This window comes from Stenotrophomonas sp. YAU14D1_LEIMI4_1, assembly GCF_003086815.1.
Classification (GTDB): Bacteria; Pseudomonadota; Gammaproteobacteria; order Xanthomonadales; family Xanthomonadaceae; genus Stenotrophomonas.
In genome coordinates this window covers 4242100-4257664 of sequence record NZ_CP025997.1, presented here as the reverse complement: position 1 = coordinate 4257664, position 15565 = coordinate 4242100, and the positions used below count along the sequence as shown (strand labels likewise).

General features: G+C 67.9%; 12 protein-coding genes, 1 rRNA gene and 1 pseudogene. 8 read left to right on the top strand and 6 right to left on the bottom strand.

Annotated elements, in window-relative coordinates; translation table 11 throughout:
- Positions 1–586 precede the first annotated feature (586 nt).
- Together C1932_RS19490 and rrf are read left to right on the top strand one after the other, a co-directional pair.
- A pseudogene (locus tag C1932_RS19490) lies at positions 587–1501 on the top strand (IS110 family transposase).
- Positions 1502–1599: 98 nt separating this feature from the next.
- Positions 1600–1702: ribosomal RNA gene (gene rrf / locus C1932_RS19485) — 5S ribosomal RNA — on the top strand.
- A 306-nt stretch (positions 1703–2008) separates the two neighbouring features.
- Here rrf and C1932_RS19480 read toward each other — a convergent pair.
- From C1932_RS19480 to hemH, 3 genes are all read right to left on the bottom strand, one after another.
- Positions 2009–4111 (bottom strand): methyl-accepting chemotaxis protein, encoded by a 2103-nt coding sequence (locus C1932_RS19480; RefSeq protein WP_108763261.1) that lies wholly within the window; start codon positions 4109–4111, stop codon positions 2009–2011.
- Between the two features lie 287 nt (positions 4112–4398).
- Positions 4399–5253, bottom strand: a complete 855-nt coding sequence (locus tag C1932_RS19475; RefSeq protein ID WP_108763260.1) for an alpha/beta hydrolase — start codon at positions 5251–5253, stop codon at positions 4399–4401.
- Complete coding sequence (hemH, locus tag C1932_RS19470; protein ID WP_108763497.1) at positions 5250–6212, bottom strand: ferrochelatase; 963 nt, start codon at positions 6210–6212, stop codon at positions 5250–5252. The genes C1932_RS19475 and hemH overlap by 4 nt, the downstream gene beginning before the upstream one ends.
- A gap of 162 nt (positions 6213–6374) precedes the next feature.
- Here hemH and C1932_RS19465 point away from each other — a divergent pair, with 162 nt between their 5' ends.
- The 4 genes from C1932_RS19465 (at position 6375) to tatC (ending at position 8757) form a co-directional block, all read left to right on the top strand.
- Positions 6375–7259 (top strand): lipid-binding SYLF domain-containing protein, encoded by an 885-nt coding sequence (locus tag C1932_RS19465; protein ID WP_108763259.1) that lies wholly within the window; start codon positions 6375–6377, stop codon positions 7257–7259.
- 74 nt (positions 7260–7333) lie between these two features.
- Positions 7334–7561, top strand: coding sequence for a Sec-independent protein translocase subunit TatA (gene tatA / locus C1932_RS19460; RefSeq protein WP_108751385.1), 228 nt, complete (start codon positions 7334–7336; stop codon positions 7559–7561).
- Between the two features lie 15 nt (positions 7562–7576).
- Positions 7577–8011 (top strand): Sec-independent protein translocase protein TatB, encoded by a 435-nt coding sequence (gene tatB / locus C1932_RS19455; protein WP_108763258.1) that lies wholly within the window; start codon positions 7577–7579, stop codon positions 8009–8011.
- Positions 8008–8757, top strand: coding sequence for a twin-arginine translocase subunit TatC (gene tatC, locus C1932_RS19450; RefSeq protein ID WP_108754634.1), 750 nt, complete (start codon positions 8008–8010; stop codon positions 8755–8757). Before tatB ends, tatC begins: the two co-directional genes overlap by 4 nt.
- 80 nt (positions 8758–8837) lie before the next feature.
- Here the strand turns inward: tatC and C1932_RS19445 are convergent, their stop codons facing one another.
- The 3 genes from C1932_RS19445 to C1932_RS19435 are packed head-to-tail and all read right to left on the bottom strand — an operon-like array spanning position 8838 to position 12354.
- Positions 8838–9749, bottom strand: a complete 912-nt coding sequence (locus C1932_RS19445; protein ID WP_108754902.1) for a BPSS1780 family membrane protein — start codon at positions 9747–9749, stop codon at positions 8838–8840.
- 51 nt (positions 9750–9800) lie between these two features.
- Entirely contained in the window at positions 9801–10547 is a 747-nt protein-coding gene (locus C1932_RS19440) for a glutamine amidotransferase (protein WP_108763257.1), read from the bottom strand.
- On the bottom strand, positions 10519–12354 hold the full coding sequence (locus C1932_RS19435) for a GspE/PulE family protein (protein ID WP_108754632.1): 1836 nt from the start codon (positions 12352–12354) through the stop codon (positions 10519–10521). The genes C1932_RS19440 and C1932_RS19435 overlap by 29 nt, the downstream gene beginning before the upstream one ends.
- Positions 12355–12437: 83 nt before the next feature.
- On the opposite strand from C1932_RS19435, the gene glyQ reads away from it, so the two are divergent.
- Both glyQ and glyS read left to right on the top strand, forming a co-directional pair.
- Positions 12438–13349, top strand: a complete 912-nt coding sequence (gene glyQ, locus C1932_RS19430) for a glycine--tRNA ligase subunit alpha (protein ID WP_108754631.1) — start codon at positions 12438–12440, stop codon at positions 13347–13349.
- A gap of 71 nt (positions 13350–13420) precedes the next feature.
- Positions 13421–15496, top strand: coding sequence for a glycine--tRNA ligase subunit beta (gene glyS / locus C1932_RS19425; RefSeq protein ID WP_108763256.1), 2076 nt, complete (start codon positions 13421–13423; stop codon positions 15494–15496).
- The last annotated feature ends 69 nt before the right edge of the window (positions 15497–15565 follow it).

Here is a 15565-nt window from a genome sequence, read left to right as displayed (position 1 = left end):
CACTTCCTCGGAAACGGCACGCGACCAGCAACGCCACCACCGCCGGACGAGATGATCGAACGAAGGTGTTGACGGACTGAAAAAGTCCGGCATAATAGGCGGCTCGCAACGACGAAAGGCCCTCGGGTCCAACGACGAAGCAGCATCGGCAACAACGTCCACTCCGGTGAGGCGGCCTTGAAAAAGGTGTTGACGAGGCGGAAAAGCCGGCTATAATGGGCGGCTCGCTACGAAGGAAACTTCGCAGCATACGGGAACGGCGCTGAGGCCACTTCCCCTGATCTTTGAAAGTATGCGCAGGTATCTTGTGAAGGCGCCTGCAGGAAGGATGATTGTCCATCTTGCAGACGTTTGATCAAGCAACTATTAATTGAGCCTTATCTGACGGAAATCTGGCAGCGTAGGTGCCGAGAGCCGGCGTGGGCCGCCGTATGAGCCTGGATCTCGACGATCGCCATGGAGCTTGGCGCCCACGCCGGATTCTCCCTTGATCCGCCCGAACAGTTGCTGGAGCTGGACACTCGAAGCGATAAGACTGGGCAAGCGGGGGAGCTCTCGACCCTTCCAGACTATACGGAGTCGGGCAATGAACGGGATCGGGATTGATGTGAGCAAGCGCCGATTGGATATCGGTACGACAGACGGCGAGACCCTGCAGGTCAGCAATAGCCCTTCTGGCTAAGCTGAATTGGATGCTTGGTTGAGGACGCGGCCGGCCATTCAGATCGTTCTGGAAGCTACCGGCGGCTATGAGCAGGCTGTCTTGGACTTCCTTCACAAGGCCGGCCATCCGGTGATCCGCGCCAACGCCCTGCGCGCACGCAGACTGGCTCAGGGGCTGGGTAAAGCGGCCAAGACGGACCGCTTGGACGCTCTTGTATTGGCGCAGATGGCCGCGCTGGTGGAACTGCCGTCCTATCAGCCGTTGGAGCCCTGGCAACGGAAAATGCGTGAGTTTGTGCGGGCGCGTCGACAGACAATGCAGGCACTGACCGTGGCCCGCCGGCAGCAGGAAATGGTGACTGACCGCGAGCTGCGCCGGCTGATGCAAGGCAACATCATCCGCCTGCAATCAATGGTCGAGCGGCTGGGGAAGCAGATCGCCGAACAGGTCGCGCAGCAGCCTCAACTGGCAGTGCTGAAGTCGATGAAAGGGGTTGGCCCGGCATTGCAGGCGGTGCTGGCCAGCTACCTGCCTGAGTTGGGGCAGATCAGCGGAAAAGCCATTGCCAGCCTGGTCGGCGTGGCGCCGATCTCCCACGACAGTGGAACCATGCGAGGGAGACGAAGCATCCACGGCGGCAGGGCCGAGATCCGCCAGGTGCTCTACATGGCGGCCACGTCGGCCATGCGGCACGAGCCGCGACTGCGGGACTTCTACCGGTCGCTGCGGGCCCGCGGCAAGGAAGGGAAAGTGGCCATCGTGGCCGTGATGCGCAAGATGCTGGTCATTCTCAACGCCCGCGTGCGCGACGCAGAAAGCGGACCGATCCCCGCTTGAGGCAAGCCCAAGCGCACCGCAGCGGCTGCCGGCCGGCGGCCGGCTTTGCCGTGACTGTCTGCCAGACGGCCAAAAAACCATCCGACAACACAGTTGCTCCATGGACGCTGTGGAACCACCCGATCCCATCCCGAACTCGGAAGTGAAACGCAGCTGCGCCGATGGTAGTGTGGCTCAAGCCATGCGAGAGTAGGTCATCGCCAGGGTTTACACCCGAAAACCCCGCTGCTCACGCAGCGGGGTTTTTCTTTGCGCGAAACCAAGCGCCCGATAGATCCACGCCACGCGTGGATGGAAAGACCTGCCAACCAAGGTTGGCGCCTACCGTTGGTGGGTGGGTAGCGCCGGGCCATGCCCGGCGGAAAGAAGTGCCAACCAAGGTTGCCACCTACTCGAGCTTGCTCGACTGATCGTGGGTGGGTAGCGCCGGGCCATGCCCGGCGGAAAGCAGTGCCAACCAAGGTTGGCACCTACCAGGGGCGCGCGGGGCGCGCCCCCGGCCCTGCCTCAGTCAATCAACGCCGGTTCGCGATCGCGGTGGAACACCGCCACGGCGGCGGTCAACGCGCCGGCCTGGGCCTGCAGTTCGCGGGCCGCGGCCGTGGCTTCTTCCACCAGCGCGGCGTTCTGCTGCGTGGCCTGGTCCATCTGCACCACTGTCTGGTTGATCTGCTCGATGCCGCTGGACTGCTCCTGCGATGCACCGGAGATCTCCTGCATCAACTGGCTGACATCCTGCACGCCACTGACAATGCCCTGCATGCGCCGCCCGGCGTCGGCAACCAGTTGCGCACCTTCGCCCACCTCGCGGCCGGCTTCATCGATCAACCCCTTGATCTCGTGGGCGGCCGAGGCCGAGCGCTGTGCCAGCACGCGCACCTCGCTGGCGACAACGGCGAAGCCACGCCCTTGTTCGCCTGCGCGTGCGGCTTCCACGGCCGCGTTCAAGGCCAGGATGTTGGTCTGGAAGGCAATGCCGTCGATCACCCCGGTAATGTCGCCGATCCGCCGCGAAGCCGCTTCGATCGACTGCATGGTGTCCACCACGCGCTGCATGGCGCGGTCCCCTTCGCTGGCCACGCCCTGGGTGGACGACGCCAGTTCGCTGGCCTGCCGCGCGTGGCTGGCGTTCTGCCGCACCGTGGCGGTGAGTTCTTCCATGGACGCTGCCGTTTCCTGCAGATGCGCCGCCTGCCGTTCGCTGCGCTCGGACAGCGCGCCGTTACTGGCGGCAATCTCGCTGGCCGCGGTGCTGATGGCCGCGGCGCACTGCTGGATGTGGCCGACCATGGAGGAAAGCTGCTGCGCGGTGGCGTTGGCGTCGCGGGCGATGGCGGCGAACGCGCCCTGGTAGTCACCGTGCATGCGCCGGTCCAGATCACCCTGGGCCAGCGCCGCCAGCATCTGCCGCACCTCTTCGACCGTGCTGCCGACGGTTTCCAACAACTGGTTGATGCCTCCGGTCAGCCCGTCCAGGAAGCTGGCGCCCTCCGCAGGGCGCAGGCGCTGGTCGAGATCGCCGGCGGCCGCGGCGCTGACGATGTCGGCCACTGCGTTCTCCAGCAGCAGCTCGTGGGTGCGGTCGTGCCATTCCACCGCGAAACCCAGGCGCGTGCCCTGCGCATCGAAGACGGGGGTGACGACCTGGGCGAAATGCACGGGCCCGATGCGGACCTTGCCGTTGTGCGCCACCTGCAGACCATTGAGGATGGCGCGAATGCGATCAGGATTGGCGTGGAAGCGGTGGATGCTGGTGCCTACCAATCGTTCGGCGTCGAAATCCGGGAAGGCTTCGCGCAGCGTGGCCTGCTGGTTGCGCAGCAGGGCCACCACCGAGCGGTTCACGTAGCGGATCACGTGATCGTTGTCGGCAATCATCATTGACGTGCGCGAGGCGTCCAGCGCCTGGCGGATCTGCGCGTTCTCGGCGTGCAGGGCCGTGTCGCGGCTGCGCTGCGCCTGCACGTGGCGCGCGGTATCGGCCAGCGCATGGGCCAGGGTGCCGGGCAGGTAGTCCTGCGTATTGGCATGCGCGGCAAGGTCGGCGCCGGTGGCGATATCACGCGCCAGCGCCGCCAGGCGGCGTGGGCCGTGCCCCAGTGCCTCGCTCTGCTGGCGCAGGCGCTGTGCGGCCTGGCCCATCAGTGCGGCTGCTGCGGCGACCAGCGCGGCCTGAGGCAGTGCCGGCATCCATGCACCTGCCTGCAGAGCAGGCACCATCGCGCAAAGCGTGCCCGCCACGCCGGCCGACCACAGCGGGCCACGGTCGCGGTAGGCCAACAGGCACGCCAGCAGCACGCACTGCGGCAACGCCGGGGCCACACCGATGGACGCACACACGGCAGCCAGCTGCATGGACAGCAGCACTGCCAGCCCGTTGCGCGCGACCGGCTGGCCTGCAAAGCGAGTGGCCAGCAGCAGCGACGGCAGCCACGCCGCCGCGATGATCGCCGCCAGCAGCGGTGAACCGCGCCACGCCAGGGCCGCGCCGGTCACGGCCAGGGCGGCACTTGTCAGCAGCAGGCGATGGTCGGCGCGGCGCGCCAGCGCCTGCAGATACGGGGGGCGGGCGGTGTTGTGACCGCGCTGGGGTGGGGGTACGGCAGACATCGGCAACTCCTGGTTCAACGAACAGCAACGACCCGGCCGCGCGGCACGCATGGATGCGTGGTCACGGCAGGGCAGGAAAGGGGGAGGTGGCGCCACGGATGGCGCGGAACAGGAACACCGTGGCCACATCCTGTGGATGACGGTGCAGCAGTGCAGACATGCGTGCTTCCTTGCAGAACCCGGACAGGCCGCCGGCCCGGCTGGGCAGGCGGAGTGCGGGCGAGAAGGCCCGCAACTGTTCTATCGGCCGCCGCTACGCGCAGTGAAGCGCAGCGGCATGCACCGGGTCAGCCGGCGTTGGGCTCGCCAAGGAAGGCGTTGATGACCGCGGCGATCTGCGCGGGGTGTTCCATGTGCAGGTGATGGTTGCCGGCGAATACAACCAGGCGCCCGTCGCGCAGGTGCTGCAGGCGCTCGCTGCGCATCGGTTCGGGGTAGTACGACTGCGCCGGCGTGGCGTAGATCACCTGGGTGGGGCAGGCAATGGCCTGCAGCAGGTTGTCGATCTGCCCTTCGCTGAGGCGGATGGCGGTGGGCAGCATCAGGCGCGGATCGCTGCACCAGCGGTAACCGCCTTCCACCGCTTCCACGCCACGTTCCACCAGCAGGCGCGCGCAGCCCTCGCTGAGCTGGTTGGCCATCATGCGTGCGCGCACCGGTGCGGCCAGGTCGGCGAACACCCGCAACTGCTTGCGCGCCAGCGCACGGCTGGCCCGCACATGGTCGCGCAGGCGTTCGGCGGTTTCTTCTTCCGGTCCGCGCAGTCCGCCCAAGGCCTCGATGGCCACCAGGCGCTGCACGCGTTCGCTGACGGCTGCGGTCAGGCTGGCGATGCCGGCACCCATGGAGTGGCCGATCAGGGTGAACCGATCCCAGCCCAGCGCATCGGCCACGTCCAGCACGTGGGTGATTGCGGCTGGGGTGGTGTAGGGCGCGCCGGGCGGCAGGTGCGCACTGTGGCCGTGACCTGGCAGATCGATGGCCACCAGATCCAGCTGCGGCAGGTGTGCGGCCAGCGGGACGAAGCTGGCCGCATTGTCCAGCCAGCCATGCAGGGCCAGCACGCGGGGGCCCGGGCCTGCCTGGCGCAGGCCGGCCACGCGCGCGCCGGCCACGTGCAGTTCGAACGGTTGCAGGCTCATGCCAGCGCAGCCGTGGCCAGCCGGGCCAGGACGCGGGCGTGGTCGACGCTGGCGTTCAGGCAGGGGATGTAGCGCATCTGCGCGCCGCGCTCGGCCAGGGTTTCGGTGAAGCCCATGGCCACCTCTTCCAGGGTTTCCAGGCAATCGGTGGCGAACCCCGGGCAGACCACATCGATCTTCTTCACCCCGGCCTCGGCCAGCTCCCACAGGCGCGGTTCGGCATAGGGCTGCAGCCAGCGTTCGCGACCGAAGCGCGACTGGTAGCCCAGCTGCCAGTCGTCCGCGCCCAGATCCAAGGCGGCGGCAATGGCGGCGGCGCTGGCTTCGCAGCGCTGCGGATACGGGTCGCCGGCGTCGGCCAGGCGCTGCGGAATGCCGTGGAAGGAAAACATCAGCGTCTGTCCGCGGCCATGCGTGTCCCAGTAGGCGCGGATGGACGCGGCTACGGCAGCTACCCACTGCGGGTCGATGGCGTAGTCCTGCACCAGGCTGATATGCACGCCGGGGTTGCGGCGCTGCCAGTCGGCCACCCGGTCTTCCACCGAGGCAGTGGTGGTGGTCGAGTACTGCGGGTACAGCGGCAGCACCGCGATGCGGCGCACACCCTCGCTGACCAGGCGGTCCAGTTCGCGGGCCAGCGCCGGCTCGCCGTAGCGCATGGCGTGGCGCACGCGCAGCTGCGGCAGCTCGGCCTGCATGGCCTGCGCCAGCTGGCGGGTGTAGACCATCAGCGGGGAGCCCTCGGGCAGCCACACTTGGGCGTACTTGGCGGCCGAGCGGCTGCTGCGCAGCGGCAGGATGAGCCCGCGCAGCAGCGGCTGCCACAGCAGCGCCGGAATCGAGACCACGCGGGGGTCGGACAGGAATTCAGCCAGGTAACGGCGTACGGCGGGGGCCGTCGGCGTCTCGGGCGTGCCTAGGTTGACCGCCAGCACGGCGGTATCGGGTGCGTCGAGCATGGGCACCATTGTCGCCGATCCGATGTGCTGCCGGCATTGCTTCTGCGCATCGTGCCGATCGCGACTTCCGATCGCGGCGCGCGCTCATTGGCGATTCATCGCAACACTACTAATTTCAGTCACTTGCTATATCTTCCTATGGACTGACTTCTGGAGCCTGCCATGCGTCGCCCGATCCAAGCCCTGCTGATCGCCGCCAGCCTGCTTTCCAGCCAGGCCATGGCCGGACCGCAGGAAGACCAGCGCGCCCGCAACGCGGTGCGCGTGCTGGCTGAAATCCAGGAAATCCCCGAGCAGGGGATTCCGGACAAACTGCTGGACGAAGGCCGCGCGGTCATCGTCATTCCCGACACCATCAAGGCCGGTCTGGTCATCGGTGGCCGCCGCGGCCACGGCCTGATGTCGGTGCGCATGCCCAACGGCGCCTGGTCGAACCCGGTATTCATCAAGCTGACCGGCGGCAGCATCGGCTTCCAGGCCGGTGTGCAGTCGTCCGACGTGGTGCTGGTGTTCCGCAATGACCGCAGCCTGGACAATCTGGTCAACGGCAAGTTCACCTTGGGCGCCGATGCCGGCGTGGCTGCGGGCCCGGTGGGGCGCAACGCTGCCGCCGCCACCGACGGCCAGCTGAAGGCGGAAATCTGGTCGTGGTCGCGCGCGCGTGGCCTGTTCGCCGGCGTGGCCCTGGATGGTGCGGTGCTGCAGATCGACGATGCGGCCAACCTGGATGCCTACGGCAGCAACACCACCCCGCGCATGATCTTCGAAGGGCGTGCGGTGGGCACGCCGTCGATGGACGTGGTGGCCTTCCGCGACCGTCTGGAAGAGGCGACCTACGCCGCGCGCAACAACCGCAACGGCAATGGCGCCACTGCCAGCGCACCGCCGCCGCCGCAGACCAGCCAGCCTGCGCCTGTTCAGGCGCCGCCGGCCGAAGCGACCACCGCGCCGCTGCAGAACGTGCCGCAGAACCCGCCGCCGCAGCAGCAGGGCTTCCAGCCGGTGGGCGACGGTGAAATCCGCACCGAGACGCTGGGCGGCAACTGACTTTCGTCACGCGCGCCGGCTTACGGCCGGTGCGCTATGCTCGACAGCCTGATCACTAACGTAACGAGCGACTTATGGGCAGTTTCAGCATCTGGCATTGGTTGGTCGTGCTGGCCATCGTACTGCTGGTGTTCGGCACCAAGCGCCTGACCAGCGGCGCCAAGGATCTCGGCTCGGCGGTGAAGGAATTCAAGAAGGGCATGCGTGACGAGGACAAGCCCGCCGCGCAGCTGGGCGACGAATCGCGCAGCCAGGACGCCTCGCGCACCGCGCAGGACGAGCACGACCGCACCCCGCGTTGATCCGGAGCGGTCACGGTGTTTGATATTGGCTTCAGCGAACTGCTGGTGATTGCCGTGGTCGCCTTGGTGGTGCTCGGTCCCGAGCGCCTGCCCAAGGCGGCCCGCTTCGCCGGCCTGTGGGTGCGCCGTGCGCGCAATCAGTGGGATTCGGTGAAGCAGGAGCTGGAACGCGAACTGCACGCCGAGGAGATCAAGCGGCAGATGCAGGACGTGCGGCAGAGCATGCAGGACACCGAAAGCCAGTTGCGCGCCAGTGGTGAAGCGGTGCGCCGCGAAGCCACGCAGGCGCAGCAGCACGGCGATGCGCTGGCCGACGAAGTGCGGGCGCCGACACCGGCCGCAGCGCAGACCCCGCCGCATCTGCTGGATACGTCGGCAACCCCGGCCGATGCCACGCCCGCGACAGACGCCGCCGCGACGCCGGCCACACCGCCGGAGCGCCAGCCATGAGCGAACAGGACTTCGGCGAAAGCTCGCTGGTCGAGCATCTGGTTGAACTGCGCGCGCGCCTGGTGCGTGCGCTGCTGGGCCTGGGCGTGGTGCTGCTGGGCTTGTTGCCGTTCACCCAGAAGCTGTACACCGCGCTGGCGCATCCGCTGGTATCGCAGCTGCCGAACGGGCAGACGATGATCGCCACCAATCCGGCCGGTGCGTTCTTCGCGCCGTTGAAGCTGACCTTCTTCGTGGCCCTGTTCGTGGCCGTGCCCTGGCTGCTGTACCAGCTGTGGGCGTTCGTGGCGCCGGGCCTGTATGCCCGCGAAAAGCGCCTGGCGGTGCCGCTGCTGGTGTCGTCGGTGCTGCTGTTCTACACCGGCTGCGCGTTCGCCTACTTCCTGGTGCTGCCGGCGGTGTTCCACTTCCTGACCACCTTCAGCCCGGAAGTGATCGCGCTCACCCCCGATGCGAATGCCTACCTGGATTTCGTGCTGGCGATCTTCTTCGCCTTCGGCGGCAGCTTCGAACTGCCGGTGGCGATGGTGATCCTGGTGCTGCTGGGCTGGGTAACGCCGCAGCAGTTCAAGGAAGGCCGCGGCTACGCGATCGTCGGCATCTTCGTGGTCGCCGCCGTGCTGACCCCGCCGGACGTGGTGTCACAGCTGATGCTGGCCATTCCCATGTGCCTGCTGTACGAGCTGGGCATCCACGCCGCACGCTGGCTGGTGCCGTCGTCGGTGGCGAAGAAACCGGCCGCCTGATGCGGGAACGCCGGGCATTGCCCGGCGTTCTTCATTGATCCGTTTCATCCACGCATGGCGTGGATCTACTGCGGTGCAGGTCAGGCGTGGAAGACGTCGTTGGCCGGCGGCGTGGCCGGGATCGGCGGCACCGCGCGGCTGCCACGGTGCACGAACATCTGCTTCCAGGCCGCGTACACCGCGCCTACGTACAGCGGCATCAGCACGGTGGTCAGCACCAGCTGGGCGATGAACGCTGCAGCAAGCGGGCCGCCGATCAGCATGGCCAGCTGGATGACGATGACGAAGGCGATGTAGCCGCAGAACAGCGCGATCACGCCCAGCAGCGCGAACACCACCATCGCCCCCAGGTTTTCCACGCAGCCCTGCAGGCTCAGGCGCAGCGCGTGCATGCCGCTCTGCTTGTCGAACACCACCAGCGCCGGCTGGGTGAACATGGCCAGGGTCAGGCCGATGGCGGTGATGAACACCAGCAGCAGCCACAGCGCGATGCGCTTGGCCGGCAGGTTGGCCACCAGGGCGGCGGCATCGTCGGGGCTGATCTGCTGCCCGCTCTGGCCGATCTCTTCCATCCGCTTCATGACCTCGCTGAAGGCGGCAAAGCCCTCGCGGCCGATCATCAGGTACAGCAGCACGCCCAGCAGCAGCACCGCCAGCACCTGGATGGCCAGCGGCACCAGCAGGTGGCTGACACGGTGGTCGCGGATCGGCTGCAGCAGGTGCGTGGCCAGGCCCGGGCGGCCTTCGTCGATCTCGCCCACGGCGTACAGCATGCCGCCGAACATGATGGGCGAGATGGCCAGGGTCATCAGCTGCACCGCCAGCCCCGCCGCGCCAGGAATGAGCGTGGACAGCAGGGTGACCACCCAGCTGACCAGCATCCAGGTCAGGCCGATCCGGGCCAGCTGCAGCGGCGCACGCCGGTACAGGGAGAACGTATCCAGCAACCACTGGGCGCCCGCCGAAGCCGGCAGCTTGCGAATCTCTTTCATGGACATCCGGGAAGGACAGTAAGGGGGCCGGGCCGGGGCCCGTGCCGCCGATTATCCCTGTTTTGCCACCGGCTGGGCTGAAGACAGCCGGGCCTGGCGCACGAAACGGCGCAGCAGCTGGCGTGCCAGCGGTGCCGCGCTGACCGCCCGTTCCACGCTGCGTGCGCAGCCGCCGTGGCGGCCGATGCAGTCGGCGCGAGCGCGCACGTAGCCGCGCATGTGGTGGGTGGCGAATTCGGGATGGAACTGCACGCCCCAGGCCTGCCGACCCCAGCGGAAGGCATGGCAGCCGTCCAGCGGCGAGCGGGCCAGCACGGCGGCACCTTCCGGCGCACGCAGCACGGTCTGCAGGTGGGTGGCGTGGGCGGCGAAATGGCGCGGCAGCCCACTGAACAACGGGTCCTCGGCGGCGGCCGGGTCCAGTTCCAGTTCGATCGTGCCCGATTCGCGCCCGGCCGGGTTGTAGGCCACTTCCCCGCCCAGTGCATGGGCCAGCAGCTGGTGGCCGTAGCAGATGCCGAACACCGGCACGCCATCATGGGCGGCCGCACGCAGCCAGGCCGCGCTGCGCTCGCTCCATTCGGCGCGGTCGGTCACGTAGGCGGCCGAACCGCTGACCAGCACACCGGCGAAGCCACGGGCATCGGGCAGGGCGGCACCGTGTTCGACATCGACCACCACGGTCTGCCGTTCGTCCAAGCCGGCGGCCACGCGGATCCAGTGCGGAAAGCGCCCGTAACGGCGCAGGGTCGGCACCGGGCGGCCGGTTTCAAGGATCAGGAAGGGCGCTGGATTCATCCGGGGGCGGCAGGACTGACAGGACTTCCTCGATTGTAGTCAGCCCCTGCGCCACCTTTTCAAGCCCAGCCTGGCGCAGGGTTCGCAATCCTTCAGCACGCGCGGCCCGGCTGAAACCGGCCAGATCCATGTCCGCGCGGATCAGCCCGCGCAGCCGCGAACCTAATGGCAGCAACTCATACAGCCCGATGCGGCCGAGGAAACCGGTGCGCCGGCACTCCAGGCAACCGACCGGCCGACAGGGCGTGGCGGCATCTGGATATGCTGCATGGCTATCAGCCAGCACCGCCCAATCGGCCGGTCCCAGCGTGTGCGGCTGCTTGCAGTGCGGGCACAGCGTGCGCACCAGGCGCTGGGCCAGGATGCCGTTCACGGTGGAGGCCAGCAGGTAGTGCGGCACGCCGATGTCGAGCAGCCGGGTGATGGCCGAGGGCGCATCGTTGGTGTGCAGGGTGGACAGCACCAGATGGCCGGTGAGCGAGGCCTGCACCGCCATCTGCGCGGTTTCCAGGTCGCGGATCTCGCCGATCATGATGATGTCCGGGTCCTGCCGCAGCAGGGTGCGCACGCCCGCGGCGAAATCCAGGTCGATGTTGGTCTGCACCTGCATCTGGTTGAACTCGGCGGCGATCATCTCGATCGGGTCTTCCACCGTGCAGACGTTCACGTCGGGCGTGGCCAGCCGCTTCAGGGTGGAATACAGGGTGGTGGTCTTGCCCGAACCGGTCGGCCCGGTGACCAGCACGATGCCGTGCGGGCGCTCCACCAGCGCGTTCCAGCCGGCCGCTTCCTGCGGGCTGAAGCCGAGCTGGTCGATGCTCTTGAAGGCCGCATCGGGGTCGAAGATGCGCATCACGCACTTCTCGCCGAAGGCGGTGGGCATGGTCGACAGGCGCATTTCGACTTCGCGCCCGCCTGGCGAGCGGGTCTTGATGCGGCCATCCTGCGGGCGCCGGCGCTCGGCCAGGTCCATGCGCCCCAGCACCTTGATGCGGCTGACCACGGCGGTCATCACCGCCGGTGGCACCTCGAACACCTTGTGCAGCACGCCGTCGATGCGGAAGCGCATGCGCCCCATCTCGCGGCGCGGTTCCAGGTGGATGTCCGAAGCACGTTGTTCGTAGGCGTACTGCAGCAGCCAATCGACAATGTGCACGATGTGCTGGTCGTCGGCGTTGACGTCGCCGGTGCGGCCCAGCTCCACCAGCTGCTCGAAGCTGGGCAGGGTGGCGTTGGCTTCGCCGCGCACGTCGCCGCGGGCCCCGCGCACCGAGCGGGTCACGCCGAAGAACTCCATGGTGTAGCGGTGCAGGTCCAGCGGGTTGACCACCGCCAGTTCGATCTGGCGCCGGGTCAGGTGCTGCAGGTCGCGGCGCCATTCCTGCGCCAGCGGTTCGCTGGTGGCCACCAGCACCCGCTCGCTGTCCACCGCCAGTGGCAGGAAGCGATGGCGGCGCGCATAGGCGTGCGAGGCCACGGCGGTCACGCTGGCCACGTCCACCCGGGTCGGGTCGATGCGCAGGTAGCGGCAGCCGGTACGCTGGGCCAGCCATTCGGTCAGCCGTTCCAGGCTCAGTTCGCCGCCGCTGCTGGCCGCCAGTTTCAGGTTCGACAGCAGCACCAGCGGATGCACTTCGCTGGCATTGCGCGCGCCCTGTGCGGAAAAGCGCACGCGCTCGCGGTCCTGTGGCGCGACCAGGCCATCGGCCAGCACGGCGGCGGCCACCTGCTCGAACTGCAGCCGCCCTGGCGGCAGCGGTACCGCAGCCGAATCACCCGAACTCCCCACCGGCAGCCGGTGATCCATCTGCCTGCTCCTCCCGGGTACGGAATGCCCCGCAGGTCGGCCGTTATACTAGCGCACCCCTCAGCCGGCCAAGAATCGTCCGCATGTCCGCGACCCCGACCGTACCGATCACCTTCCAGGGCCTGATCCAGACCCTGAACCAGTTCTGGGCCCAGCAGGGCTGCGTGCTCATCCAGCCGCTCGACCTGGAGGTGGGCGCCGGTACGTTCCACCCGGCCACCTTCCTGCGTGCGATCGGCCCGGAAGGCTGGAACGCGGCTTACGTGCAGCCCTCGCGGCGCCCCACCGATGGCCGCTACGGCGAGAACCCGAACCGCCTGCAGCGCTACTACCAGTACCAGGTGGCGATGAAGCCGGCGCCGGACAACATCCAGCAGCTGTACCTGGATTCGCTGAAGGCGCTGGGCATCGACCCGCTGGTGCATGACCTGCGTTTCGTGGAAGACAACTGGGAATCGCCGACCCTGGGCGCCTGGGGCCTGGGCTGGGAAGTCTGGCTCAACGGCATGGAAGTGACCCAGTTCACCTACTTCCAGCAGGCCGGTGGCCTGGAATGCCGCCCGGTGCTGGGTGAGATCACCTATGGTCTCGAGCGCCTGTGCATGTACCTGCAGAACTGCGACAACGTCTACGACCTGGTCTGGACCTATGGCCCGGACGGCCAGCCGGTGACCTATGGCGATGTCTACCACCAGAACGAGGTGGAGCAGAGCACCTACAACTTCGAACACGCCGACGTGGAAGAACTGTTCCACCGCTTCGATGCGTGCGAGCGCGAGGCGCAGAAGCTGGTGGAAGTGAACCTGCCGCTGCCGGCCTACGAGCAGGTGATGAAGGCCAGCCACACCTTCAACCTGCTGGATGCGCGCCGCGCGATCAGCGTGACCGAACGCCAGCGCTACATCCTGCGCGTGCGCGCGCTGGCCCAGGCGGTGGCCAAGGCCTACTACGAGCAGCGCGAGAAGCTGGGCTTCCCGGGCGCGAAGAAGGCCTGAGGGCCGCGCTTTCCACCACTTCCGGGCGCCGGACGCGTTGCGCGCTGCGCCCCCACCACAGGATTGAAACGATGAGCCAACTGTCCCCCCTGCTGATCGAACTGGGCACCGAAGAGCTGCCCGTGAAGGCGCTGCCGGGCCTGGCCCAGGCCTTCTTCGATGGCGTTGTCGATGGCCTGCGCAAGCGCGGTGTCGAACTGGAACTGGGCGATGCACGCCCGCTGTCCACCCCGCGCCGCCTGGCCGTGCTGCTGCCCGGCGTGGGCCTGGAACAGCCGGAACAGCGCAGTGAAGTGCTGGGCCCGTACCTGAACATCGCGCTGGATGCCGAAGGCCAGCCGACCAAGGCCCTGCAGGGCTTCGCGGCCAAGGCCGGTATCGACTGGACCGCGCTGGAAAAGACCACCGACAACAAGGGCGAACGCTTCGTGCACCGCGCCGTAAGCCCGGGCGCACGCACTGCCGCGCTGCTGCCGGAGGTGCTGCGCGAGGCGATTGCGGCCATGCCCATTCCCAAGCCGATGCGCTGGGGTGACCACGAGTGGGGCTTCGCCCGCCCGGCACACTGGCTGGTGCTGCTGCACGGTACCGATGTGGTCGAGGCCGAACTGTTCGGCCTGAAGGCCGACCGCATGAGCCGCGGCCATCGCTTCCACCACGACAAGACCGTGTGGCTGAGCCAGCCGCAGGACTACGTGGAATCGCTGCGCGCAGCCAAGGTGCTGGTCGACCCGAGCGAGCGCCGCGAGCGCATCGTGGCCGAAGTCGAGACCGCTGCGGGTACTGCCGGCGGCAGTGCGCGCATCACCGAAGACAATCTGGAGCAGGTGGTGAACCTGGTCGAGTGGCCGTCGGCTGTGCTGTGCAGCTTCGAGCGCGCCTTCCTGGCGGTGCCGCAGGAAGCGCTGATCGAGACCATGGAGATCAACCAGAAGTTCTTCCCGGTGCTGGATGACAGCGGCAAGCTGACCGAGAAGTTCATCGGCATCGCCAACATCGAATCGAAGGACGTGGCCGAAGTGGCCAAGGGCTACGAGCGTGTGATCCGCCCGCGTTTCGCCGATGCCAAGTTCTTCTTCGACGAAGACCTGAAGCAGGGCCTGGAAGCGATGGGCGAGGGCCTGAAGACGGTGACCTACCAGGCCAAGCTGGGCAGCGTGGCCGACAAGGTGGCACGCGTGGTGGCCCTGGCCGAGGCCATTGCGCCGCAGGTGGGCGCCGAGGCGCTGCTGGCCAAGCGCGCCGCGCAGCTGGCCAAGAACGACCTGCAGTCGCGCATGGTCAATGAATTCCCGGAACTGCAGGGGATTGCCGGCCGCCACTACGCCGTGGCCGGTGGCGAATCGCCGGAGGTAGCGCTGGCCATCGACGAGGCCTACCAGCCGCGCTTCGGTGGCGATGACATCGCGCTGTCGCCGCTGGGCAAGGTGCTGGCCATTGCCGAGCGCGTGGATACGCTGGCCGGTGGTTTCGCCGCGGGCCTGAAGCCGACCGGCAACAAGGACCCGTTCGCCCTGCGCCGCAACGCGCTGGGCCTGGCCCGCACCATCATAGAAAGCGGCTTCGAGCTGGACCTGCGCGCGCTGCTGGCCAGCGCCAACGCCGGCCTGGCCGCGCGCAACGTGCAGGCCGACGTGGGTGAGCTGTACGACTTCATCCTGGACCGCCTGAAAGGCTATTACAGCGACAAGGGCGTACCGGCCACCCACTTCAACGCCGTGGCCGAACTGAAGCCGGCCTCGCTGTATGACTTCGACCGTCGCCTTGACGCAATCGGCACGTTTGCCGCGCTGCCGGAAGCCGAGGCGCTGGCAGCAGCCAACAAGCGCATCCGCAACATCCTCCGCAAGGCCGAAGGCGACATCCCGGGCCAGATCGATGCCTCGCTGCTGCAGGAAGACGCCGAGCGCGCGTTGGCCGAGGCCGTGACCGCGGCCATCGACGACACCGGCGCCAGCCTGCACCACAAGGATTACGTGGCCGTGCTGGCGCGCCTGGCCCGCCTGCGCCCGCAGGTGGATGCCTTCTTCGATGGCGTGATGGTCAATGCCGAAGACCCGGCCCTGCGTGGCAACCGCCTGGCGCTGCTGACCCTGCTGGGCGAGCGCCTGGGCAAGGTGGCGGCGATCGAGCATCTGTCGAGCTGACGGGGCCGCCCCCCCCATCCACGCATGGCGTGGATCTACTGGAACAGGTAGCGCCGGGCCGCGCCCGGC